The 23,964-nt window shown below is 58.1% G+C and carries 21 protein-coding genes; 20 read left to right on the plus strand and 1 reads right to left on the minus strand.

Annotated elements, in window-relative coordinates; translation table 11 throughout:
- Positions 1-66 precede the first annotated feature (66 nt).
- The 7 genes from T363_RS0107550 (at position 67) to T363_RS0107580 (ending at position 8,202) form a co-directional block, all read left to right on the plus strand.
- Positions 67-1,278 carry a glucose-1-phosphate adenylyltransferase gene (locus tag T363_RS0107550; protein ID WP_031474753.1) on the plus strand — a complete coding sequence of 404 codons (1,212 nt, stop codon included), beginning with the start codon at positions 67-69 and terminating at the stop codon, positions 1,276-1,278.
- Positions 1,279-1,288: 10 nt separating this feature from the next.
- Positions 1,289-2,419, plus strand: a complete 1,131-nt coding sequence (glgD, locus tag T363_RS0107555; RefSeq protein WP_031474755.1) for a glucose-1-phosphate adenylyltransferase subunit GlgD — start codon at positions 1,289-1,291, stop codon at positions 2,417-2,419.
- Positions 2,420-2,589: 170 nt separating this feature from the next.
- The gene (glgA, locus tag T363_RS0107560; RefSeq protein ID WP_031474757.1) at positions 2,590-4,026 is read left to right on the plus strand and encodes a glycogen synthase GlgA; all 1,437 of its coding nucleotides are present in this window, start codon (positions 2,590-2,592) and stop codon (positions 4,024-4,026) included.
- A 41-nt stretch (positions 4,027-4,067) separates the two neighbouring features.
- The gene (locus tag T363_RS0107565; protein ID WP_031474759.1) at positions 4,068-6,515 is read left to right on the plus strand and encodes a glycogen/starch/alpha-glucan phosphorylase; all 2,448 of its coding nucleotides are present in this window, start codon (positions 4,068-4,070) and stop codon (positions 6,513-6,515) included.
- A gap of 101 nt (positions 6,516-6,616) precedes the next feature.
- On the plus strand, positions 6,617-7,042 hold the full coding sequence (locus T363_RS0107570) for a hypothetical protein (RefSeq protein ID WP_031474761.1): 426 nt from the start codon (positions 6,617-6,619) through the stop codon (positions 7,040-7,042).
- A gap of 2 nt (positions 7,043-7,044) precedes the next feature.
- The gene (locus T363_RS0107575) at positions 7,045-7,596 is read left to right on the plus strand and encodes a GNAT family N-acetyltransferase (RefSeq protein ID WP_034971975.1); all 552 of its coding nucleotides are present in this window, start codon (positions 7,045-7,047) and stop codon (positions 7,594-7,596) included.
- 105 nt (positions 7,597-7,701) lie between these two features.
- A complete protein-coding gene (locus T363_RS0107580) occupies positions 7,702-8,202 on the plus strand; it encodes a CarD family transcriptional regulator (protein ID WP_031474764.1) in 501 nt (166 codons plus the stop codon).
- Positions 8,203-8,312: 110 nt separating this feature from the next.
- On the opposite strand, the gene T363_RS0107585 is transcribed toward T363_RS0107580, so the two are convergent.
- Positions 8,313-9,644: an MATE family efflux transporter gene (locus tag T363_RS0107585; RefSeq protein WP_031474766.1), complete on the minus strand. Its 1,332-nt coding sequence runs from the start codon at positions 9,642-9,644 to the stop codon at positions 8,313-8,315.
- 213 nt (positions 9,645-9,857) lie between these two features.
- Between T363_RS0107585 and T363_RS0107590 the strand changes: the two genes are divergently transcribed.
- The 13 genes from T363_RS0107590 to T363_RS0107655 form a co-directional block, all read left to right on the plus strand.
- Positions 9,858-11,762, plus strand: coding sequence for an alpha-amylase family glycosyl hydrolase (locus T363_RS0107590; RefSeq protein WP_161645953.1), 1,905 nt, complete (start codon positions 9,858-9,860; stop codon positions 11,760-11,762).
- 29 nt (positions 11,763-11,791) lie between these two features.
- The gene (locus tag T363_RS0107595; protein ID WP_031474769.1) at positions 11,792-12,340 is read left to right on the plus strand and encodes an NUDIX domain-containing protein; all 549 of its coding nucleotides are present in this window, start codon (positions 11,792-11,794) and stop codon (positions 12,338-12,340) included.
- 115 nt (positions 12,341-12,455) lie between these two features.
- A complete protein-coding gene (locus T363_RS0107600; RefSeq protein ID WP_031474771.1) occupies positions 12,456-13,151 on the plus strand; it encodes a response regulator in 696 nt (231 codons plus the stop codon).
- 188 nt (positions 13,152-13,339) lie between these two features.
- The gene (locus tag T363_RS0107610) at positions 13,340-15,118 is read left to right on the plus strand and encodes a HAMP domain-containing histidine kinase (protein WP_031474773.1); all 1,779 of its coding nucleotides are present in this window, start codon (positions 13,340-13,342) and stop codon (positions 15,116-15,118) included.
- On the plus strand, positions 15,115-16,434 hold the full coding sequence (locus T363_RS0107615) for a hypothetical protein (protein ID WP_031474775.1): 1,320 nt from the start codon (positions 15,115-15,117) through the stop codon (positions 16,432-16,434). The genes T363_RS0107610 and T363_RS0107615 overlap by 4 nt, the downstream gene beginning before the upstream one ends.
- A gap of 39 nt (positions 16,435-16,473) precedes the next feature.
- The gene (locus T363_RS0107620) at positions 16,474-17,298 is read left to right on the plus strand and encodes a two-component system regulatory protein YycI (protein WP_031474776.1); all 825 of its coding nucleotides are present in this window, start codon (positions 16,474-16,476) and stop codon (positions 17,296-17,298) included.
- Between the two features lie 151 nt (positions 17,299-17,449).
- The gene (locus T363_RS0107625) at positions 17,450-18,745 is read left to right on the plus strand and encodes a UDP-N-acetylglucosamine 1-carboxyvinyltransferase (protein WP_034971978.1); all 1,296 of its coding nucleotides are present in this window, start codon (positions 17,450-17,452) and stop codon (positions 18,743-18,745) included.
- A 259-nt stretch (positions 18,746-19,004) separates the two neighbouring features.
- Positions 19,005-19,814 carry an MBL fold metallo-hydrolase gene (locus T363_RS0107630; RefSeq protein ID WP_034971979.1) on the plus strand — a complete coding sequence of 270 codons (810 nt, stop codon included), beginning with the start codon at positions 19,005-19,007 and terminating at the stop codon, positions 19,812-19,814.
- Positions 19,796-20,278 (plus strand): 23S rRNA (pseudouridine(1915)-N(3))-methyltransferase RlmH, encoded by a 483-nt coding sequence (gene rlmH, locus T363_RS0107635; RefSeq protein WP_031474781.1) that lies wholly within the window; start codon positions 19,796-19,798, stop codon positions 20,276-20,278. Before T363_RS0107630 ends, rlmH begins: the two co-directional genes overlap by 19 nt.
- Before the next feature lie 7 nt (positions 20,279-20,285).
- The gene (locus T363_RS16265) at positions 20,286-21,071 is read left to right on the plus strand and encodes a lipase family alpha/beta hydrolase (RefSeq protein ID WP_031474783.1); all 786 of its coding nucleotides are present in this window, start codon (positions 20,286-20,288) and stop codon (positions 21,069-21,071) included.
- Positions 21,072-21,177: 106 nt separating this feature from the next.
- On the plus strand, positions 21,178-22,119 hold the full coding sequence (locus T363_RS0107645) for a 1-phosphofructokinase family hexose kinase (protein WP_031474785.1): 942 nt from the start codon (positions 21,178-21,180) through the stop codon (positions 22,117-22,119).
- 228 nt (positions 22,120-22,347) lie between these two features.
- On the plus strand, positions 22,348-23,463 hold the full coding sequence (locus T363_RS0107650) for an anaerobic sulfatase maturase (protein WP_278247002.1): 1,116 nt from the start codon (positions 22,348-22,350) through the stop codon (positions 23,461-23,463).
- Positions 23,464-23,718: 255 nt separating this feature from the next.
- On the plus strand, positions 23,719-23,964 hold a 246-nt coding region (locus T363_RS0107655; protein WP_031474787.1), incomplete at its 3' end, for a helix-turn-helix domain-containing protein.

A 23,964-nucleotide genomic window follows, 5' to 3' on the forward strand; every position in this document is an offset into this window, starting at 1 on the left:
AACCGAGGGGAAATGCCGGAAACGGCGTCTAATATCGTGTGAACCGTAAAAGGAGAGTAATAATCAATGTATCGGAAAAAAGAATGCGTGGCAATGCTGCTCGCAGGCGGTCAGGGCAGCCGCCTGTACGTGCTGACAAAAAATGTCGCCAAACCTGCCGTGCCGTTTGGCGGTAAGTACCGCATCATCGATTTCCCGCTGTCCAACTGCATCAACTCCGGCATCGATACGGTTGGTGTGCTGACCCAGTACGAGCCGCATGTGCTGAACGCCTATATCGGCTCAGGCCAGACGTGGGATCTGGACCGCCTGCGCGGCGGCGTATACGTGCTGCCGCCTTACCAGAAGGGCAAGGCGGCCGAGTGGTACAAGGGTACGGCCAACGCCATTTTCCAGAATATCGCGTTTATCGACGAGTACGATCCGGAATATGTGCTCATCCTGTCGGGCGACCATATCTACAAGATGGATTACAACAAGATGCTGCAGCAGCATAAGGAGACCGGCGCGGATGCTACCATCGCCGTGCTCGATGTGCCGCTGAGCGAGGCGTCCCGCTTCGGCATTATGAACTGCAAGCCGGACGGCACCATTTACGAGTTTGAGGAAAAGCCCAAGCAGCCCAAGTCCACCTTGGCTTCCATGGGTATTTACATCTTCTCCTGGAAGAAGCTGCGTGCATATCTGACCGAGGATGAGGCCAACCCCAAGTCCTCCAACGATTTCGGCAAGGATATCATTCCGGCGATGTTGAACAACGGCGAAAAGCTGGTTTCTTACCGGTTCGAGGGCTACTGGAAGGACGTTGGTACGATCGAAAGCCTGTGGGAAGCCAATATGGATCTGCTTTCCCCGAATTCCGGCCTGAAGCTGTCGGATGATTCGTGGAAGATCTACGGCCGCACCACCGGTTCCCCCCCGCATTTTACCGCGAAGGATGCGGTTGTCAAGCACACCCTGCTCTCCGAGGGCTGTGAGATCGCCGGTGATGTTTCCGAATCCGTGCTGTTCTCGGATGTCCGGATCGCCAAGGGCGCCAAGGTGGAATACTCCATCCTGATGCCGGGCGCCGTGGTGGAGGAAGGCGCGACCGTGCGCTACTCGATCGTGGCGGAAAAGGCTGTGATCGCCAAGGGCGCAACGGTAGGCGGCAGCCCGTCGGACGGCGATGTGGATAAGTGGGGCGTAGCAGTGGTGGCAGAAGGCGTTCGCATCGGCGAAGGCGCGGTGCTGCCCGCGAAGGCAATGGCAGACGAAGACCTGCCGGACGTAAAGTAAGGGGGCGCGCATGTTGAAGAGCGTATTGGGTATTATTATTGCTTTTGATAACGACAACGATCTCCGCGAGATCACCGAGCACCGCACGGTAGGCGCGGTGCAGTGGGGCGGAAGATACCGCATCATTGACTTTATGCTGTCCAACATGGTAAACAGCGGCATCTACCGCGTGGGCGTGCTGATGAAGGATAAGTACCAGTCCCTGATCGACCATATCGGCAATGCAAAGGATTGGGATCTGTCCCGAAAGAATTCAGGCGTGACCCTGCTGCCGCCGTATTCCTATTCCCAAAAGGCTTCCCCGCTGGTAACCGGCGAGTACCGCGGCAAGATCGATGCGCTGGCCGGCGCGGTCGACTTCCTGCAGAAGAACAAGGCGGATTACGTGGTTGTGGCGGACGGCGATATCGTTGCCAATATCCCGCTGGACGAAGTGGTTGAACGCCATGAGAAATCCGGCGCGGATCTGACCATGGTATGTGTGAAAAAACATAAGGATTCTCCCTTTGGTACATATGTGGAGCTCAACCGCAAAAAGGAAGCGGTGGATATCCGCGTGGGTGACTCCAACGAGGGCAAGTGCAAGCACGAGTCGCTCGGCGTTTACGTGATGAGCCGCCAGTATCTGATCCATATGCTGTCCGAGTGCGTTACGCATAACTGCATCCACTTTGAGCGCGAGTTCCTCTCCCGTGCGCTGATCGACGGTACCGTGGCCGGCTACCTGTTCAATGAATATGCGATGAAGGTCGAGGACACAGCGGACTATTTCCGTTCCAACATGGATATGCTGGATAAGGAGGTGCGCAACGAGGTGTTCAAGCGCACCCGTCCGATCCTGACCCGCATTAAAGATGAATCCCCTGCATATTACGGCGATAAGGCCGTGGTGGAGGACAGCCTGATCGCGGACGGCTGCACGATCGAAGGCCATGTGCAGAACTGCGTGCTGTTCCGCGACGTGGTTGTGGAAAAGGGCGCCGAGGTCAAGGACTGCATTATCATGGAGGGCGGCCGCATCCTGTCCGAGGCTTCGCTGCGCCATGTAATCACCGACCGCAATGTGGTGATCCGTAACGGACGCACCATGATGGGGCATGAAAATTACCCCATCACGATCGCCAAGAATGCGACTGTGTGATAAAAATACGTAAAATTCCTTGCAAATAGGCTAAAACGAACCTGCAAAGAGAAAAATGTTCGTGAAAAATCCCTATATTGCGGGAAGCGAGAATTTAGTATAATAAGAACGTAACGGTGCGGAGGCGGAAAACCCGCTTCCGCATCTGCCAGTCGGGAGGATCGGCTCTTATGAAAATCATGTACGTTACCAGCGAATGCGCCCCCTTCGTTAAAACCGGCGGTTTGGGCGATGTGGCCGGCTCGCTGCCAAAGGCGCTGGCCGCCAAGGGACACGATGTGCGCGTGTTCTGCCCGCTGTATTCGGCGATCAGTCAGGAGTGGCGCGAGAAGTTCTATTACCTTAAAAACGCCTATGTCCGTTTGGGCTGGCGCAATCAGTACTGCGGTGTGTTCCGCTATGAAGCGGACGGCGTGACCTATTATTTTATTGATAACGAGTATTACTTCTCCCGCAGCCAGGTCTATGGGGAATATGACGACGCAGAACGCTTCGCCTATTATTCCAAGGCTGTGCTGGAGGTGCTGCCCGATCTGGACTGGAAGCCGGATGTCATCAACTGCAACGATTGGCAGACCGCGCTCGTGCCGGTGTATTACAACCTGATGTTCTCTGCGCGGCCTTTCTATGAGAATATCAAAACTGTATTTACCATTCACAATATCCAGTATCAGGGGCGCTACGGCCGCGAGATCCTTGAGTATGTGCTCGGCATCGACGATGCACACTTCCGCTCGGGCTTTATGGCGATGGACGGCGACGTAAACCTGATGAAGGCGGCGGTCGTGGCGTCCACAGCGGTCACTACGGTATCGCCCACCTATGCGGGCGAGATCCAGACCGAGTTTTACGGCTACCGTTTGGACAGCGTGCTGCGCATGAACAGCTATAAGCTGCACGGCATCCTTAACGGTATCGATATGGATGCGTTTGATCCGCAGACCGATCCCAAGCTGTTCAAAAACTACGGCCCCAAGGATCCGGAGGGCAAAAAGGTCAACAAGCTGGAGCTGCTCAAGCTGTGCGGGCTGGAGGGCGACGAGAATACGCCGGTAATCGGTATGGTCACCCGCTTTGTGGATCAGAAGGGTCTGGATCTGATCGAAGCGGTGCTGCACGATATCCTGTCGGATGATGTGCGCCTGATCGTGCTCGGCAAGGGCGACTGGCGCTATGAGCAGATGTTTTTGGAGGCCAAGCGCCGCTATCCGAACAATATTTCCGCGTCCATCATGTTCTCGGGCGATTTGGCCAACCGCATTTATGCCGGCTCGGATATGTTCCTGATGCCGTCCAAGTTTGAACCGTGCGGTTTGGCGCAGATGATCGCGCTGCGCTACGGCACGATCCCGATTGTGCGTGAAACCGGCGGCTTGAAGGATACCGTGCACGCATTCGTCGATTATGCGGGCACCGGCAACGGCTTTACCTTTGCCAGCTACAATGCACACGATATGCTGCATGTTATCCGCGAAGCCTGCGGCGTGTTCCGCTACAACAAACCTGCATGGAACAAGCTGATGATGCAGGGAATGAACAGCGATTTCAGCTGGGGCAGCTCGGCTGATAAATATATTGAGGTTTATCATACCGCACTGGGTTGGTAAACCGGCGCAAAGCAATTTAACGTGAGGAGAAAAGAAATACCATGCCAAAGTATCAGTACACAAAAACCGCTTTGAAGGAAGCGATCGCAGGCAAGCTGCAGCGCCATTTCGGCCGCGAGGTTGCCGATGCTTCCAAGGAACAGGTTTACGAAGCCTGCGCCCTCGTCGTACGCGACGCCCTGACCGAGCATATGATCGAGACGCAGAACGAAGTTGAAAAGAACGGAGAGCGGCAGGTGCACTACCTGTGCATGGAATTTCTGGTCGGCCGCAGCCTGCGCAACAATGCCTATAACCTCGGCATTCTGCCGGCGATGACCGAAGCACTGAAGGAAATGGGCTACGAGATGGCCGATATCTTTGAGGAAGAGGCCGACCCCGGTCTCGGCAACGGCGGTCTGGGCCGTCTGGCGGCCTGCTATATGGACGGCATGGCCACCACCGGCGTGCGCGGCACGGGCTACTCCATCCGCTATGAGCACGGCATTTTCAAGCAGAAGATCGAGGACGGCAAGCAGGTCGAGCTGCCGGATTCCTGGCTGGCATCGGGCGATGTGTGGCACATCCCTGCGATGGATGACACCCGCGAGGTCAAAATCGGCGGCACGGTGGACAGCTACTTTGATGAAAGCGGCAAGCTGGTCGTCAAGTACCACGATTATACGCCGGTGCTCGCGGTGCCGTATGATATGCCGGTTTCCGGCTATGATACCGACAATGTCGCTACCCTGCGCCTGTGGGAGGCCAGAAGCCCGATCGCGCTGGATATGAAGCTGTTCTCTTCGGGCGAATACCTCAAGGCGCTGGAAAAGCACGCGATGGCGGAAACTATCTCGATGGTGCTCTACCCCGAGGATAATCACCGCGAGGGCCAGTCCCTGCGCCTCAAGCAGCAGTACTTCCTTGTTTCTGCTACCTTGCAGGACATCTGCGCCAAGCACAAGGCCAAGTACGGCACGCTGGAGAATTTTGCGCACAAGCATGTGCTGCACATCAACGATACCCACCCGACGCTGGTCATCCCCGAGCTGATGCGCATCCTGATGGACGAGAACGATATGAGCTGGGAGAATGCGTGGAATATCACCAGCCAGTCGGTTGCGTATACCAACCACACGGTTATGCCGGAGGCGTTGGAGTGCTGGCCGGTATCGCTGCTGCAGGAGCTGATGCCCCGCGTCATGCAGATCATCTACGAAATCAACGAGCGCTTCTGCAAGGAGCTGTGGAGCTACTTCCCGAATGATTTCCAGAAGATCTCCAAGCTCGCCATCGTGGCGGACGGTACGGTCCGCATGGCGCATCTGGCGATTGCCGGCTCGTTCTCGATCAACGGCGTATCCGCGCTGCATTCCGAGATCCTTAAGAACCGTGTATTCAATGATTTCTATAAGATTTACTCTTCCAAGTTCTGCAATGTGACCAACGGCATTGCGCACCGCCGCTGGCTGTGCGAGGCCAACCCCGCACTGGCAGAGCTGATCGAAAGCAAGATCGGCAAGGGCTACCGCAAGCACCCGTCCGAGCTGCAGGTGCTGGCCAACTACGGCAGCGATACCGCCCTGCTCGCGCGTCTGGGTGAGATCAAGCGCGACAATAAGCAGCGTTTGGCCGATTATATCAAGGAGCATAACGGCATCGAGGTCAATATGGACTCGATCTTTGACGTACAGGTGAAGCGCCTGCATGAGTACAAGCGCCAGATGCTCAACATCCTGCACATTATTTCGCTGTACCATAAGCTCAAGGAAAACCCGCACATGCCGTTTGTGCCGCGCACCTTTATTTTCGGTTCCAAGGCGGCGCCGGGCTATGCGGTGGCGAAAAAGACCATTCAGCTCATCAACTCCCTGTCCAACCTGATCAACAACGATCCGGATATCGGCGATAAGCTCAAGGTTGTGTTCATTGAGGATTATAAGGTTTCTCTGGCGGAGATGATCATGCCGGCGGCCGAGGTTTCCGAGCAGATCTCGATTGCGGGCAAGGAAGCTTCCGGTACGGGCAACATGAAGTTCATGATGAACGGCGCGCTCACCATCGGCACGATGGACGGCGCGAATGTGGAGATCTGCGAAGCAGTCGGCCGCGAGAATATCTTTATCTTCGGTATGGAAACACCCGAGGCGGAGGCGCTCGCAGCTTCCGGCAACTACGAGCCGATGGTCATTTACCAGAACGATCCGGTTATCCGCGGCGTGATGGATCACATGATCCATGGCTTCGGCGACGGGGTGGACTATACCGATCTGGCTAACCTGCTGCTGCACGGCGGCAACGGCGGACCGGCGGACCGCTATATGTCCCTGAAGGACTTTGCTTCCTATGCAGTCGCGCAGGAGCGTGTGGGCGAGATGTACCGCCGTCCGGAAAACTGGAACTATATGTCGCTGATGAACATTGCCAATTCCGGCCGCTTTGCATCCGACCGTTCGGTTGCGGAGTATGCGCAGAATATTTGGCGTGTGAAGACCAATTTCGCATTCTGACCGGTCTGCGCGGAAAACGCGTACCGGCTTCGGCGAAATACGATCCCCCGGCTGTGGCCGGGGGATTTTGCAAATACGGAAGCACCGGAGGAGGAAGCGCGATGGCACAGAAGGATACTGCGGTAGGAATGCTGATCCCGCTGGGCGTACATGCCCTTTGCTGCGCCGCCAATTTTGCCGCCTTTTGGAATGGGGATATCACGGCGCGCTATGTGATGATAAGCGTGCTGTATGTGCTGTTTGGCTTTTGGTATCCCTGGGCGGCGCGGCGGCTGCCGTGCGCATGGGCGACGACGGCTGCGATCGCCGGTCTGCTGGCGGTTACGGCGCTGCTGGCCAATGTGGTCAAATATGTTTGGATAGACGGCTTCGGCGTGCTCTTTGTGTTTTGGGCAGTGTTGGGCCCGCCGCCGTCCGGTGCGTTTTTATGGATGCCGCGGGTTGGTCTGTCAGCGCTGGCGGTGTATGCACTGCTTTGGCTGCTGTACCTGCTGGCGCTGCGGCGTAAGATACGAAAGGAAACGTGAACATGGAATTACGAACCGAACGGCTGCTGCTGCGGCCGTTCCGCGAGGAGGATGCGGCAGCACTGTATGCATGCTCCTGCGAGGAGGAGGTAGGCCGCAGCGCGGGCTGGAAGCCGCATGAGAGCGTCGAGGAATCGGCCGATATCCTGCATCTGGTATTTCTGGATCAGCCCACGGTGTGGGCGATCGAACGGCGGGCGGACAGCCGTCTGCTCGGCTCGGTCGGGCTGATTGCGGACGGGGCGCGGCAGTACGGCTCGGCCCGGGCGCTCGGCTACTCGCTGGGCAGGGATTACTGGGGGCAGGGCTATATGACCGAGGCGGTGCGCTGCGTGCTGCGGTTCGGCTTCGACCGGCTGCGGCTCGATCTGGTATCGGCAACCTGCTATCCGGAGAATCATAGGTCGCGCCGTGTGCTGGAAAAATGCGGCTTCTGTTATGAGGGAACGCTGCGCCGCGCCGAGCTTCTGTATAACGGCGAAATATGCGACCATATGCACTTCTGCCTGCTGCACGAAACCGCAGAACAACTGGATTTGTGCACGAAAAAATAATTTATTCCTTACATTTGATCGGAAAAGGTGCTATAATAGAAATAGAATAGCAAAGCGGCAGCGTGTAGGACGCTGCCGCGCAACCGTTTTGTGAGGAGGTTTATCATGTATCAGGCGGGGGAATTTATCGTTTACGGCACCAGCGGCGTTTGCAGGGTGGAAGGCGTCGGCACGCCGCCCTTTGCTGCGGAGGAAGAACGGCTGTATTATAAGCTTACCCCGGTCTCCGGTACGGAAACGATCTATATCCCCACCGACTCACCGGTGTTTACCCGTCCGGTCATCACACGTGCGCAGGCGGAGAACCTGATCGCTTCCATCCCTTCGATTGAGGAGGATTCGTTTACCTCGCACAGTGCGCGGCTGTCCAGTGAGCACTATCAGGCGGCGCTGCAAAGCCATGACTGCCGCGATCTGGTGCAGCTCATCAAAACGGTTTACGCCAGATCCAAGCGGGGCGGGAGGCGTGTCAGCCAGATCGACCAGCGTTACCGCAAGCGGGCGGAAGATCTGCTGCACGGTGAGCTGGCGGTTGCCCTTGGCATCCCGGTCAGCGAGGTGCCGCCTTACATCGCGCGTGTGATCGCGCAGAAGAAAACCTCATAACCGCATTGCGGCGATAGATTGCCGCGGGCGTCAGAAAAGTATAAACCGTCAGGCATTTGCCTGACGGTTTATACTTTTATCTTGTAACAGGCTGCGGCACTGCGATCTGCTCAGCCATAATGATAGGTTTTCCGTTTATACCACAGCAGGGCAAGCGAGATGACCGCACCAATCCCCTCCGCGGCGATGACTGCCGTCCAGATCCCGTCCAGACCGAACAGCAGCGGCATCAGCAGCACCATGCCGCCGCGCAGCAGCAGGGTGCGCAGGAAGGAGATCAGGGCGGACAGGCCGCCGTTGCACAGCGCGGTAAAAAACGCGGAAGCGTAAATGTTGATCCCGGAAAACAGGTAGCACAGCGCGAACAGGCGGAAGCCGTGCACGGTCAGCTCGAGCAGCTCAGGGTGGTAGCCGACGAATGCGGCGGACAGCGGGCGGCTGAGCACTTCGCTCAGCAGGACCATCGCGCAGGAGGTCACGCCGATCACGGCCATGCTTTTGCGGAATACGTTTTTCAGCTCGGCGTGGTTGTCCGCACCGTAATGGAAGCTGATAATGGGCGCACTGCCGAGTGAAAAACCGAGAAAGGCCGCAATAAACACAAAATCCACATACATCATAACCGAATAGGCGGCTACGCCCAGTTCTCCGATCAGGCGCATCAGCTGGATGTTGTACAGGATGCCGACAAAGGAAGAGGAGATGTTGCTCATCAGCTCGGAGGAACCGTTCACGCAGGCCTGCAGCAATTCGCGTCCATACAGACGGGTGCGGGTCAGGCGCAGACCATCGCGGCCCGGGCGCAGGAAATACAGCAGCGGCAGCACACCGCCGACCAGATATCCCAGCACGGTGGCGATTGCCGCGCCCGCCACGCCGAGGCCGCATACCGCGATCAGGATATAGTCGAACACCATGTTGGTCGCGCCCGCCGCAATCGACAGAAACAGACCCAGATGCGGCTTTTCCGCCACCACAAAAAAGCTTTGCAGGGTGGTTTGCAGCATAAACGGCACGCTGCCGCCCAGCAGGATGCCGCCGTAGACCAGGCAGTCGTGCAGCAGCAGGTCGCTTGCGCCGGCCAGCCGCGCCAGCGGCTCCAGAAACAGCAGGCAGCCCGCGGTCAGCACTGCGCCGAGCAGGATGACCGCGTAGATAATCATGGAAAAATAGCGGCTGGCGAGTGCGGGCTGCCCCTCGCCCAGCGTGCGCGCCACGATGGCGCTGCCGCCCGTGCCCAGCATAAAGCCGAATGCGCCCACGATCATTGCCAGCGGGAACATGATATTGACTGCGCTCAGCGCCAGATCGCCCACCAGATTGGAAACAAACAGGCCGTCCACCACGCTGTAAACCGAGGTGAATACCATCATGACCACCGAGGACAGCGTGAACCGCAGCAGTTTGCGATAGGTAAAATGATCGGATAATTTGATCTGCATGGGTAGGGAGCCTCCTGTGCGGGGAATCGGGGCGCTGCCCCTGTAATAATACGAATTCGGATTTTATTATAATACGAATTCGTATCTCTGTCAACGGGGTGAGCGGGTGGGGATGCGTGCCGGAGGGTGTTTTTTGTTTACCTGTTGGCTGGTTTGTGCTATACTGTATTGTGTATTATCGCAAATATTCTGATGATGTTTGGGGGAAATCACTTGAGTTATTATCCCGACTGTATGTTTCGTTCCCGTGATCCGGAGTGTAAGTCGCCCTACGGCGCAGTGCCGGCCGGGCAGCCGGTAGAATTTTCCGCTTATCCCCTGCGGGAGCAGGGCACGGAGCACATCACCCTGTGGATCGAGGAGGACGGCGGCACGCCGCAGGCATTTCCTATGCGCTGGTTCGGTTTGGCCGGCGCACGCGACCGCTATCATACGACCTTTACACCGCCGCAGCCGGGGCTTTACTGGTATTATTTCACCTTGGATACCGCGGAAGGCCCGCGCTACTGCGCGCGCGGCTATGGCGGCCGGTCGGAGATTTTGGATGCGCCGGGCGATAAGTACCAGCTGACGGTATATGATCCCGCCTATCAGCCGCCGCGCTGGTTTGGGGAAGGGATCACCTATAATATCTTTCCGGATCGCTTCTGTCGGGATCGTATGCCTGTTCAGCCCGAGGGCGAGGGCATGGCGCCCCGTGTGCTGCATGAAAACTGGGATGATATCCCGGTTTACCGCCCGGATGAAAACGGTGAGATCCTGAATAACGACTTTTTCGGCGGCACGCTGCGCGGCGTGATCAGCAAGCTGGATTATCTGGAAAGCCTGCATGTGCGGACGATCTACTTCAATCCGATCTTTCAGGCGTACTCCAACCACCGGTATGACACCGGTGATTACCTGCGGATCGACCCGCAGCTTGGCACGGAGGAGGATTTCCGCACCCTATGCCGCGAGGCTGCGTCCCGTGGGATGCGCGTGGTGCTGGACGGTGTGTTCAACCACACCGGATATGACAGCCGGTACTTCAATGCGCGCGGCCGGTATCACAGTGTGGGCGCGCACCAGTCGCAGGAATCCCCTTACTACCGGTGGTTTGATTTTCAGCAGTGGCCTGATCGGTACGGCTCGTGGTGGGGGATCTACACGCTGCCGCAGGTCAACGAGCAGGAGAAAAGCTATCAGGATTTTATCTTTGGAGATGCGGACAGCGTGGTGCGCCGCTGGCTGCGGCTGGGCGCGTCCGGCTGGCGGCTGGATGTGGCCGATGAGCTGCCGGACAGCTTTATCGCCGGGCTGAATGCGGCGGCCAAACGAGAAAAAGAGGATGCGCTCATCATTGGCGAGGTGTGGGAGGATGCCTCCAACAAGATCGCCTATTCCGAGCGCCGCCGTTATTTTCAGGGCGGCGAGCTGGATTCTGTGATGAATTACCCGCTGCGGGACGCGATCCTTGCGTTTTTGAACGGCGGCACCGCTGAGCATTTTGCCGAAAGCGTGGAGTGCATCCGGGAAAACTATCCGCGGGATGTGTTTTATAACCTGATGAATATCATCGGCACGCATGATACGCCGCGTGCGCTCACGCTGCTCGGTGTGTCCGAGGAGGAAGGGCACATGGACCGGGACGGCCGCGCCCACTATGCGCTGCCGCCGGAGCGGCTGAAGACCGCGCGCCGCAAGCTGGCGCTGGCAGCGGTGATCCAGTTCACCATGCCCGGTTCGCCTACCATCTATTACGGAGATGAAGCCGGACGGCAGGGGTTTGAGGACCCCTTTAACCGCCGCACATATCCGTGGGGGGCGGAGGATCGGGAGATCCTGGCCTTTTACCGCCGCTTGTGCGAGCTGCGCGCGGAGAGCGATACCCTGAACCGCGGTGGGCTGCGCTTCCGCGATTGTCAGGGTAACCTGCTGCAGTATGAGCGGTACAGCGACCGTTCGCGTATCATTGTGCTGGTCAACCGCGGCTTGCAGCCGCAGAAAGCGCAGATCGACGCGCTGTATGCAGTGGAGATGTTCAGCACATGCGAATATGACAGCCAGGATGATACCGGTATTCATCTGACGGTGCCGCCGGAAAGCGCATTTTTGCTGCGCTGCTTTGGTGCTCCGTGACGGAACGCTTGGAAAATGAGGTGTGAGCGATGGATATGAAGGAAAAACAGCTTTCCCATCAGTATTTTTTTGAGGGGAAGATCATGAAAGCGCGGCTCGATGAGGTGCTGCTGCCCAACGGGCATAAGGCGCCGCGCGAGGTGTGTGAGCATGTCGGCGGGGTGGGTGTGCTGCCCATCGACCGGGACGGCAATGTGATTCTGGTGCGGCAGTTTCGCTACCCGTATGGGGAGGAACTGCTGGAGATCCCGGCCGGTAAGCTGGATCACGGCGAGGGCGAGTCTATCGCGGACTGCGGCGCACGTGAGCTGCGCGAGGAGACCGGCTGCACCGCCGGACGGATCGTGCCGCTTGGGGCGCAGTATCCGTCGCCGGGCTTTTTGACCGAGGTGGTGCATCTGTTTGCCGCGCTTGATTTGACCGAGGGCGAGATGCAGCCGGATGAGGATGAATTCGTCGAGGTGGTGCGCCTGCCGGCCGCGGAGGTCGAGGCGATGATCGCCCGGGATGAGATCCGCGACGCCAAAACCATCGTGGCGATGTATCGGGCGAAGCTGAAAGGGCTTTTGCCCCATTAAGGGGCTTCAAAGTCCCCTATATACGGAAAGCGGTTCGGAAAGAAGCCGCTTTTCGACGCCCCGAATGGCAAAGTGATTCGCTGTTTGAAATATGACCTTCGGATGAGGAGGAAATATGGACAAGAAAAAGATTCTGGTCGTTGAGGATGAAAAGGCCATTGCAGATATTCTGGTGTTCAACCTACAGCGCGAGGGCTATGATACGCTGGTTGCGTATGACGGTACGGAAGGGCTGCGCCGGGCGTTGGAAGATACGCCCGACCTGATCCTGCTGGACGTGATGCTGCCCGGGATGGACGGCTTTGAGGTCTGCCGCCGCGTGCGGGAGCAGAACGAAACCCCGATCATTATGCTGACCGCCCGCGAGGAGGAAACCGATAAGGTGCTCGGGCTGGAGCTGGGCGCAGATGATTATATCACCAAGCCGTTTTCCATGCGGGAGCTGATGGCGCGCGTTAAGGCGAATATGCGCCGCTCGCTTTCGGGCGAGGAGCGGGAAAAACCCGCAATGCCTGCGAGCGGTCTGCGCATCTCGCGCGATAATGGGATGGTATACAAAAACGGGCGGGCGCTTGAACTGTCCGCACGGGAATTTGATATATTGTGCTTCCTGTCGGCTGCACCCGGGCGCGTTTTCTCCCGCGAGGAGCTGATGGAGCAGGTGTGGGGCTATGAATATTACGGCGATCTGCGCGCGGTCGATGTTGCCATCCGCCGTTTGCGCGAAAAGGTAGAGGATCAGCCTGCCAGCCCGCAGTATATCATGACCAAGCGCGGCATGGGCTATTATTACGCCGGCGAAGAGGCATAAGGGAAAGCATGTCTTCCGGCAAACCGTGTGCTGCGGCGCAGCCGGAAGGGCTGCCGTGCGGTTTTATACAGAGAAGCGGCGGCATGTGCCGTGCTGCGTGTACGGATGCAGCACGGCTTTGGCCGCCTGCTGCGCGATAAGGCCGCTCGTTTGCGGATGCGGTTCCAAACGATTTTCGGAGGTGTCAAATGTTTCGGTCCTTGCATATGAAGCTGGTGCTCATCTTGGTGCTGATGATCATTTCGGTGATGGCGGTGGTCGGTACCTTTTTGATCAACAGTGTCAGCACCTTTTATCTGGACAGCTTTTATGAGCAGATGCAGGGGGTGTTTAATCAGGCCGACCTGATGGATTCCCTGCGCGAGGCTGCGGCTGAACCGGGCACCGAGGGACTGCATACGATTTTAGAATCCCACGCAAGTGCGCTGGGTATTGATGATTACCGCAACTATTACATTCTGGACGGACAGGGCCGGTATCTGGACGGCTCTAACCCCAACCTGACGGTGACGCGCACCAGCAATATCATTGCTGCGATGGCGGGCGGCACGGGAACGCGGTCGGGCGTTTCCGACAGCATTATGGATATCGCCGTGCCGATCGACAAGGATGACGACGGCGCCGTGGATTACATCATCTATGTGGCGGATGACAAGCAGACGATTTCCGATCTGTCGTGGCGGTTTTTCCAAATCGTGATGCAGGCGATGATGTTCGGTCTGCTGGCGGCGATCCTGCTGTCCTTTCTGCTGAGCAAAACCATCACAACGCCGATCGAGCGCATCACCGAAGGGGCGCGGTCGGTTGCAGAGGGCAATTTTGACCAGAAGCTGGGGGTGCAGTCGTCGGATGAGATCGGCGAGCTGACCCGTTCCTTCAACTACATGGCAGGCCAGCTGAAAAATACGGTTGGGGAACTGTTGGGCGAGCGGGACAAGCTTTCCACCATGTTTTTGCATATGACCGACGGGGTAGCCGCGTTCAACACAGAAGGGCGGCTGATCCACATGAATCCGGCGGCAGAAACGCTGCTCGGCGTGCGGATGGAGGACGGACTGACCTTTGATGAGCTGTTTGCCGATTTGGAAATGCCAAATTCGGATGAAACGGCCATGCGCACCTTTCTCACCAGTGAGATCACGCACCGCGGACGCGTGCTCTCGATTACGCTGGCGCCCTACGGCGCACTGGACGGCGAGGGCGGTGTGATCGCGGTGATCCACGATATCACCGAGCAGCGCCGGCTGGACGATGCACGGCGGGAATTTGTGGCCAATGTGTCGCATGAGCTGCGCACGCCGCTGACCAATATCCGTTCCTATACCGAAACGCTGCTGGATACGGCGGGCGATATCCCGCTGGATACCGAAAAGCAGTTTTTAGGCGTGATTTCGGGCGAAAGCGAACGCATGGCGCGTATCGTAACCGATCTGCTCACGCTTTCCAAGCTGGATTACGGCCGGATGGAGCTGCGGATGACGCGCTTTCATCTGCATGATATGCTGCGCAATGTGGCCAAGGCCATGCAGCTTACCGCGCAGGAGGGCGGCCTGACCCTGACCGTGGATGCACCGGACGATCTGCCGCCGCTGGTGGGGGACCGCGAACGGATCGAGCAGGTTGTGGTGAATATTTTGTCCAATGCGGTCAAGTATACGCCGTCGGGCGGGCATGTCAGCCTGAGCGCCCGCGCCCTGCCGCATGACCGGGTGCGTATCCGGGTGGAGGATGACGGCGTTGGGATCCCGGCGGCGGATGTGCCGCGCCTGTTTGAACGCTTTTACCGTGTGGACAAGGCGCGCAGCCGTGCGGCAGGCGGCACCGGACTGGGGCTGGCGATCGCCAAGGAGATCGTTGAGCAGCACGAGGGTAAGATCGCGCTGGCCAGCGAATACGGCAGCGGTACGACCGTAACGATCACCCTACCGACCGACCTGATGCCCAACGGGGAGGAGGGGCCGGTATGAACGGTGCGGATCGCTCGGTCAAAAACACGGTGAAGAATGTATCGCTGCTGCTGTTGGTGCTGCTGCTGGGTCTGCTTTGCGCGGCGAACTGGCTGTCCGGCGTGAATATGGGGCAGATGCCGGCCGACAGTCCGGCGCACCGCCTGTATGATTCCCTGTATGGCGGCGCGTTTGGATACGAGGTGCGCTCTTCCGGACTGGCGGCGGCGCAGCCGGCGCAGCTGGCCCTGACCGTGGACGGCACGCTGTACGGTGTGCAGTATAATCTGAATGATGTGGATGAAGGCATGGCGGCGGTGCGTCCGCTGTGGGCGCAGGTGCTGGCTGATGGCGCGCTGGAGGCTGTCAGCGAAAGTGCGCTGCTGGCTGCCATACAGGCCGGGGACTGCGCGGTGCTGCGCTACCACGGCGGCATTCCGCTCAGCGCGGTTGCCGGCTGGATGGGCGGCACGTGGAAACAGGGGGCGAATCTTGCTGCGGAAACGCTGGTATACACGGCGGGCAGCGGGACGCTGTTTGTCCGCACGGCGGACGGCGCACTGTATGCCGCCCCTGCACGGGCAGAGGAGGCGGCTCTACGGGAGGCGCAGCAGGCGTTCCGCGGACAGCCGTGCAGCTTTGCCGGGGAGACGTATGCCGTTTATCCCGAAAGCCTGCTGTTCGAGCGGGAAATGCTTTCCCTGCCGCTGCTGACGGTGGAACCCCTTGACCTGTTCGCGCCGGCATCCGGCGGGCTGGAAGGCATGCTTTCAGCCTTTGAATTTACCGCGTATACTGATTTTTATTCCGAACAGAACGATCAGGTGCGCGTATTTGTCGATAATGTGAGCACACTGCGCGTGAATGGCACAGGGCTGCTGCAGTTTGCCGCCGCAGGTGAGGACAGTGCGGTGCGCGCCTATAACGAGGGGGAGGTCAGCGGTTCGGCTGTGCTGGACGCCCAACTGGACTGCGCACGACAGCTGTTGGATAATGTGCTGCTGGCGTGCGATACCGGCACGCATGCTTCCCTGTATGCCGCGGCACAGGCGCAGGATAAGACCACGCTGGTGTTCATGCAGATGTACGGTGGGGTGCCGCTGCTCGGCGCACAGGACTTTGCCGTATTCACCTTTGAACGCGGCGCGCTGATATCCGCAACCATCCGCCTGCAGCGCTTCCGGGCGTCACAGACGCGGCGCACCGTGCTGCCGGCACGGCAGGCGGCTGCCGGTACGTCGGAAGAAATGTGCGGCATGATCGTTGCTTACCGGATGCAGGACAAGACCTGTATTCCGCAGCGCTTTTATTGGAACCATACCGCGCCGGCGGCCTGAAACCGGCGGCGCGGCTGATCCCGCAGGGAGGTGGACAGCTTGCAGTGGGGAAAAGTAAAGAATATCCTGATCGCGATCCTGCTGGCGGTCAATTTGTTCCTGCTGGGGAATTTTGGTATGAAAATGTGGCAGAACCGGCAGGATGCGCAGCGGCTGGCGGCTGATGTGGAGCAGCTGCTTTCCGGCTATGGGCTGACGCTGGATGACGCTTTCCGGCTGCCGCGGGACAGTGAGCTGCCGACCCTTTCGCTCGACCGCAGCCGTGCGGATGAGGAAAATACGGCATCGGCGATGCTGGGCGCGGTGACCGAGCGCATCGAGCAGGAGGACGGCACCGTGCGTTTTGCAGGCGCGGACGGCACGGTCGAGTGGCAGGTGGACGGCACCGTGCAGGCGGACTGCGATACCGGCGCCGAAACGCCCGATGGGGATGCGGCAGCGCTGCGTCTGGCACGCCGGCTGTTTGCTGCATGGGGCCTGCAGGCGGAGGATGCGGTGCTTACAGCGGCGGACGGCACGGTAACGATGACCGGAACGGTTGCCGGGCTGCCGGTGCATAACCGGGCGCTGTCCCTGCGGTTTTACGGCACGGGCCGTGCGGCGCTCACCGGCCGGTGGAGCTTCGGCACCCCGTATACCACCGTGCGCGCAAGCGGCACGCCCTGCATTGCGGCGGACGCGCTGCTGGATTTTGCCGCGCGCAGCGAGCAGAAGGGCTGTGTGCTGAATATGACAGTGGGTTACCGGATGCAGACGGACAGCAGCCGACGCACACAACTTACACCTACTTGGAAGATTACGACCGATCAGGGCGAATATTTGGTGGATTGTGCTAAAAAAACGCTGATTGAGCAGGAAGAGTGAAAAAAATCTTTCCTTTCTCAAAAAATGTGGTAAAATAAAATGATGAGTTGATGCACGCACGCACCCGCAGGCGCCTGCGTACATAGAATACGGTATATGACAGATGGACGCGGCGCTTCCATGTGTAACAATAGTGAGGAGTAGGTAGATTTTGACCAAGTATGTAATCAACGGCGGTAAAACGCTCAATGGCGAGGTAACGATCTCGGGCGCAAAGAATGCAGCGGTTGCGATTGTGCCGGCAGCTCTGCTGGCGGATGGCCCGGTTCGCATTGAAAACGTGCCCAAGATCATTGATGTGACCCTGCAGCTTGAGATCATGCGCGAACTGGGGGCGCAGGTCCGCCTGATCAATGCAACAACGGTGGAGATCCAGAACTCCCAGAATCCGAGCCTCAAGCCGCATGAGCTGGAGCGCAAGCTGCGCGCCTCCTATTATCTGCTGGGCGTGCTGCTCGGCAAGTATGGCTATGCTGAGGTTGCAATGCCCGGCGGCTGCAACTTCGGCGGTGTGCGGCCGATCGATCAGCATATCAAGGGCTTTGAGGCGCTGGGCGCTAAGGTCACGCTGCCCAAGGGCGGCTACATCCGTGCGGAAGCACCGGAGGAAGGCCTGCACGGCGCACATATCTATTTTGATGTAGTGTCGGTTGGCGCAACGATGAACATTATGCTGGCGGCGGTGCTGGCCAAGGGACAGACCGTGCTGGAGAACTGCGCGAAGGAACCGCATATCGTCGATTTGGCGAATTTCCTCAATGCAATGGGTGCAAACGTCAAGGGCGCGGGCACGGATGTGATCAAGATCCGCGGCGTGGAGCGCCTGCACGGCATCACCTATTCGATCATTCCGGATCAGATCGAGGCGGGCACGTTTATGGCGGCGGTCGCCGCGTGCGGCGGCTCGGTGCTGGTCAAAAACGTCATCCCCAAGCATCTGGAATGCATCACGGCCAAGCTCAAGGAGATGAGCGTCGAGGTGACCGAGTTTGACGATGCGGTGCTGGTTCGCCGCGAGGGCCGGCTGACCAAGACCAACCTGAAAACCATGCCGTATCCCGGCTTCCCGACCGATATGCAGCCCCAGATGACCACAGCGCTCTGTCTGGCGGAGGGCACAAGCATCGTGACCGAGGGCGTGTGGGACAGCCGCTACCGCTATACCGAAGAACTGGCCCGCATGGGTGCGAACATCCACGTGGACGGCAAAATTGCCGTGATCGAGGGCGTGCCTGAGTTTACCGGCGCGCCGGTGCGTGCGCACGATCTGCGTGCGGGTGCGGCGATGGTGATCGCCGGCCTGGCTGCCAAGGGCGTGACCGAGGTTGAGCAGGTGCAGAACATCGAGCGCGGCTACGAAACATTGGTAGAAAAGTTTGTGGCGCTTGGCGCGGATATGTACCGTTCCGAGATCCCCGAGTCGATGGGCGCGGCGGAACGCGCATAAACGGCACAGGGGGGCACAAGCTCCCTTGGCTGTGCGGACAGGTTCCGGCAGACGGGATCTGCCCGCGGTATGCCGTATAGAGCGGCAGCGGGACACAGCTTGCGGGCGATCCTTCGGAGGAGGGTACTTTTCCCGCGGAGAAAGCGTTTCCCGCTTGTATGGAAGGAAGCCCAAACACAGTTGGTCGAAAAAACACAAGCCTTTCGACAGACGCAGCCGCGAACCGGGTTCGCGGCTTTTTTATGATGGAGGTTGACCAGTGGCGGAACGGTACTATTACAGCATAGCAAGCGGTTCGACCGGAAACTGCGGCTTATACAGAACGGAGGATGCGGCGATCCTGATCGATCTGGGCATCTCCTTCCGTCGGATCACAACAGCGCTGGCCGGGGTGGGGCTGCGGCCGGAGGAGCTTTCCGCTGTGCTGCTCACGCATGAACACATCGATCATGTGAAAGGCCTGCCGATGTTTCTGAAAAAGACCCGTGTGCCGGTGTTTGCCTCGCGCGGGACGGCGCAGGTGCTGGCGGAAAAACAGCCGGAATGTGCTGACCGCCTGCAGGAATTCGACAGCGGCGACGGGTTTTGGGTGCGCGGCGTGGATGTGACGACGTTTGCCACCCCGCATGACGCGGCGGACAGCGTCGGCTATATCCTGTCGGACGGGACGAGCCGGTTCGGCTTTGCCACCGATCTGGGCTTTGTCCCGCGGGAGGCCGCAGGTTTGCTGCGCGGCTGCGGCACCGTCGTGCTGGAAAGCAATCACGATCCGCATATGCTGCAGGCGGGACCGTATCCCTATTCGCTCAAGCTGCGGGTATCCGGACCCGCCGGGCATTTGTCCAACCCGGACTGTGCGGTATTTGCTGCCGATTTGGTCAAAAACGGGGCGCGCAGCATCGTGCTGGCGCATTTGAGTGAGAAAAATAACATACCGGAGCTGGCGCTCCAGCAGACGATGGCCGCTTTGCGCGGTCTGCCGGCGTGCGCGGTGCAGGTGGCGCCGGCCGGCTGCATGGGAGAACCGGTCCCGCTGGAGGAGGATATGTCATGCTCTCTGTCCGGTTGATCTGCGTTGGCAAGCTGGGGGAAAAATTCTGGGCGGAGGCGGTGCGCGAATATGCCAAGCGGCTGGGGGCGTACTGCAAGCTGGAAATCCTTGAGCTGCCTGAGCAGCGGCTGCCGCAGGAGCCGAGCGAGGGGGAGATCCGGCAGGCGCTCGACCGCGAGGCGGCGCTGATCGAGAGCAAGCTGCCGCAGGGGGCGGCGCTGATCGCGCTGTGTGTGGAGGGGCGGCCGATGTCCTCCGAGCAGCTGGCAGACTGGATCAGCCGGCAGACGGTGTGCGGCATAAGCCGGCTCTGTCTGGTGATCGGCGGCTCGTGCGGACTGGCCGAACAGATCAAGCAGCGGGCGGCGCTGCGCCTTTCCATGTCACCGATGACATTTCCGCACCATTTGGCGCGGGTGATGGTGCTCGAACAGCTGTACCGTGCGTGCAATATTGCCGCGGGCGGCAAGTATCATAAGTGAGAAGCCGATGAAACAGGACTGTAAGACCAAATACCCCATTTTGCTGGCACACGGTCTGGCCGCGCCGGACAGCGGCGTGCGCCATCCGCCGTGGGGACGGGTGCCTCAACTGCTGCGCGATCGGGGCGCGGTGGTTTATATGGGCGGACAGGACGCATGGGGCAGCATCGAAAACGGCGCGGCGCGGCTGGAACAGGTGCTTTACCGTATGCTGCAGGAGCAGGATTGCAGCCGCGTCAATATCATTGCGCACTCCAAAGGCGGGCTGGAGGCACGCTACTTGATCTCCACCTTGGGGCACGGGCGGCACGTGGCATCGCTGACCATGCTTTCCACGCCCAACCGCGGCTCGCGCGTGGCGGAGATGCTGCTGTATGCCCGGCCGGCGGTGGCGCTGTGGGCGCGGGGCAACGATGCGTTCTGGGCGCGGTATGGGGATGCCTGTCCGGATTCGCTGCGCGCGGGGGAACAGCTGACGCCGGCGTATCTTGCGCGGTTCAACCGGGAAAACCCGGATGCTGCCTGCGTGTATTATCAAAGCTGGGGGGCGCGGCTCGGACGCGCGCATACGGATGGTGCGATGCTGCTCACGCGCGGCCTGTTTTATCCGGCGCATGGGGACAGTGACGGGCTGGTTACGCCTGCTTCTGCCCGGTGGGGGCGCTGGCGCGGCACGCTGGAGGGGGTATCCCACCGGCAGATTGTGGATGTGCCCCGGCGGGATACTGCTGCTTTTTCACCGCCGCGTTTTTTTGTACAGCTTGTACGTGAACTGGCGGAAATGGGCTTTTGAGGAAAAACCTCTTCCGGGTTTTTTTGTAATTTTTCAAAAAGCATTTACATTGCCGCTCCGATTCGTTAAAATAGAATGGCAAAGAAAAATACTTAGGAGGCGCTCTATGATTATCACGATAACGCTCAACGCTGCGCTGGACCGCACCCTGCGGATCGAACATCCGCTGACGGTCGGTAAGCTCAACCGTGCGGTGTCCAGCTATTTGGAACCGGGCGGAAAGGGGATCAATGTATCCCGCGCGGTCAAGGCGCTGGGCGGCGACAGTGTTGCGCTGGGCTTTACGGCGGGCACAAACGGCCGCGTGATAAAGGATATGCTGACCAGTGCGGATATTCACCATGATTTTGTGGATATTGCGGGTCAGATGCGTGTGAACACGCAGATCATCGATGCACAGGGCGGCCATACCGAGATAAACGAGCCGGGCAGCAAGCTGGACGACGCGGATTTTCTGCGCCTGCTTGACCGGATGGAGAGCTACCTGCACGAGGGCAATATTTTCGTGCTGGCCGGTTCCACACCGCCGGGCTTTCCGCTGAAGAATTACCGCAAGCTGTGCAAGACCATCAAAAAGCGCGGCTGCAAGCTGATTATTGACGCGCAGGGTGATTTGCTGCTTGAGGCGCTGGGCTGCGGGCCGGATTTCGTCAAGCCGAATATCTTCGAGCTGGCCGAGGCCGTGGGCGAAAAAGCTTCGGCGGATCCCGATGTTGTACTGGTATCGGCCCGTAAGATGCTGGATATGGGTGCGCGCGCGGTGTGCGTTTCCATGAGCCAGGAGGGCGCGGTGCTGGTTTCCAAGGATGAATCCGAAGCGCTGTATATCAACACCAATCCCAAGATCTATGACGAGGGCGCGGTCGGCACGGGCGATGCGATGGTCGGCGCGATCGCCAACTCAATGAGCAAGGGGCTGAAGTTTGACGAGATGGGCCGTTTTGCCGTGGCAACGGCGCGCGCCTGCAGCCGTCTGCCGGGTACGGAGATGGCTTCTCTCAAGCGGGTGTACGAGGTGTACGAGACAACGCAGGTTTACATATTGTAAGGGATATATGCAAAGGTTCGTTTGCACAATCCTGCTTAACAGACTGAGGGAGGCCGGTGGCCTCCCTTTTGTTGTGTGAAGTGAATGGCATAGGGGGACGACAGATTTTGCTTTATTGACCCATTTTTTCAGGCTATCGGGTTCTTGTTGAAGAACAATTGCGACAGAAAGGTTGACGTGTTATAATGCGGATAACAAACTCGAGAGGTGTGTGGAAAAGTGCCGCCGGTGAATATTTTGATCAAGCCTGCGTCTTCAGCCTGTAATATGGCGTGCCGGTACTGCTTTTATAAAGATGTGGCATCCCACAGGGAGCATGCGTTTGAAGGGATGCTTTCACTGGACAGAATGCAACAGGTCATTCAGGCAGGAATGGCGTATGCCGAGCATTTATGTTCATTTGCCTTTCAGGGTGGTGAGCCAACATTAGCAGGATTGGATTTTTATCGTCGGGTGGTGAATATGCAGCGGCAAATGGCGCGGCCGGATGTGCAAATTCGAAATGCGATACAGACCAATGGGTATCTGCTGGATGATGAATGGGCAGCTTTTTTTGCCGAGCATCATTTTTTGGTCGGGTTGTCCTTGGACGGTCCAGCTGAACTGCACAATGGCAACCGACTCGATGCGGGGGGACACGGTACATTCAACCGAGTGATGCGCGCTGCACGGCTGTTGGAGAAATATCATGTGGACTTCAATATTTTGTGTGTAGTAACGGGACGAAATGCCAAATCAGTGGAGAAGATTTATCGGTTTTATAAAAAGCAGGGCTTCCGCTGGCTGCAATTCATTCCATGTTTGGAACCGTTGGAGCAGGAGCGCGGTGTAGAGCAGTACCATTTATCGGCACAGGAATATGGTAAATTCTTGGTTCGTCTATTTGATTTGTGGTATGAGGATCTGCGCGCAGGACAATATATCAGTATTCGCCACTTGGATAACTGGCTGGGAATTTTGTTGGGGGAACAGCCAGAGGCCTGCAATATGATGGGGCGTTGTTCGGTGCAGTTTGTGATAGAAGGAGACGGCGGAGTGTATCCCTGCGATTTTTACGTAACGGATGCGTGGCGGATGGGTACAGTGGGAGATGTAAGCTTTGCGGAAATGCAGCAGGGAGCAGTGGCGGAACGGTTTGTCAAGGCATCATTGGACATACCAGAGGAATGCCGGCAATGCCGTTGGCTGCCGCTGTGCCGGAACGGATGTCGCCGGGACCGTGCGGTGTTATCAGACAGCACTGTCGGATTAAATTGTTATTGCGAAGCATACCGGTATTTTTTTGCACGGAGGGAACGGCAGTTGGCGGATGCGGTGCGGTTAATCTGCCATATGCGTTTATAATGGGATCGGAGGAGCTTGCATCGCAGACCGATAGAATGTGTTGGAATTTCACTGAACATGGGTAGGAAAATGGGAAAAGAGAAGCGGAGCGGATAGCCGAAAAAGTATTTTTGTTGAGGGGCGTTCGCAATACGCGCGGCAGCACGCATAAAACAAGCATTTGCGGCGCAAAAGTATAAAGAGTCAGGATATATGATATGATCCTCCTAAAGTAGACCATGGAAAAAACCAAAATCTACTTTAGGAGGATTTTTTATGGGCAAAATAAAATTCACTCCAGAGAAGAAAATAGAAATCATAGAAGCGTATAAGTCGGGTAAGGTTGCCTATTCTCAATTACAAGATGTTTATGGAATGAATCGTGACGAGATATATAGATGGATATCCAAGTACGAAGCGAACGGTATTGAAGCCTTTGTAAGTGGAAACAGAAGGTATTCCAAGGAATTTAAGATTCATTGCATTGAAGAGTATCTTAGCGGAATTGGCAGTGTGGATGAT

The organism is Agathobaculum desmolans ATCC 43058 (assembly GCF_000701665.1).
GTDB classification, from domain to species: domain Bacteria; phylum Bacillota; class Clostridia; order Oscillospirales; family Butyricicoccaceae; genus Agathobaculum; species Agathobaculum desmolans.

Coding starts and splice junctions, on each gene's coding strand:
- T363_RS0107600 (WP_031474771.1), top strand. CDS start 12,456: ATGGACAAGAAAAAGATTCTGGTCGTTGAGGATGAAAAGGCCATTGCA.
- T363_RS0107575 (WP_034971975.1), top strand. CDS start 7,045: ATGGAATTACGAACCGAACGGCTGCTGCTGCGGCCGTTCCGCGAGGAG.
- T363_RS0107580 (WP_031474764.1), top strand. CDS start 7,702: ATGTATCAGGCGGGGGAATTTATCGTTTACGGCACCAGCGGCGTTTGC.
- T363_RS0107585 (WP_031474766.1), bottom strand. CDS start 9,644: ATGCAGATCAAATTATCCGATCATTTTACCTATCGCAAACTGCTGCGG.
- T363_RS0107595 (WP_031474769.1), top strand. CDS start 11,792: ATGGATATGAAGGAAAAACAGCTTTCCCATCAGTATTTTTTTGAGGGG.
- T363_RS0107615 (WP_031474775.1), top strand. CDS start 15,115: ATGAACGGTGCGGATCGCTCGGTCAAAAACACGGTGAAGAATGTATCG.
- T363_RS16265 (WP_031474783.1), top strand. CDS start 20,286: ATGAAACAGGACTGTAAGACCAAATACCCCATTTTGCTGGCACACGGT.
- glgA (WP_031474757.1), top strand. CDS start 2,590: ATGAAAATCATGTACGTTACCAGCGAATGCGCCCCCTTCGTTAAAACC.
- glgD (WP_031474755.1), top strand. CDS start 1,289: ATGTTGAAGAGCGTATTGGGTATTATTATTGCTTTTGATAACGACAAC.
- T363_RS0107610 (WP_031474773.1), top strand. CDS start 13,340: ATGTTTCGGTCCTTGCATATGAAGCTGGTGCTCATCTTGGTGCTGATG.
- rlmH (WP_031474781.1), top strand. CDS start 19,796: ATGCTCTCTGTCCGGTTGATCTGCGTTGGCAAGCTGGGGGAAAAATTC.
- T363_RS0107570 (WP_031474761.1), top strand. CDS start 6,617: ATGGCACAGAAGGATACTGCGGTAGGAATGCTGATCCCGCTGGGCGTA.
- T363_RS0107550 (WP_031474753.1), top strand. CDS start 67: ATGTATCGGAAAAAAGAATGCGTGGCAATGCTGCTCGCAGGCGGTCAG.
- T363_RS0107565 (WP_031474759.1), top strand. CDS start 4,068: ATGCCAAAGTATCAGTACACAAAAACCGCTTTGAAGGAAGCGATCGCA.
- T363_RS0107645 (WP_031474785.1), top strand. CDS start 21,178: ATGATTATCACGATAACGCTCAACGCTGCGCTGGACCGCACCCTGCGG.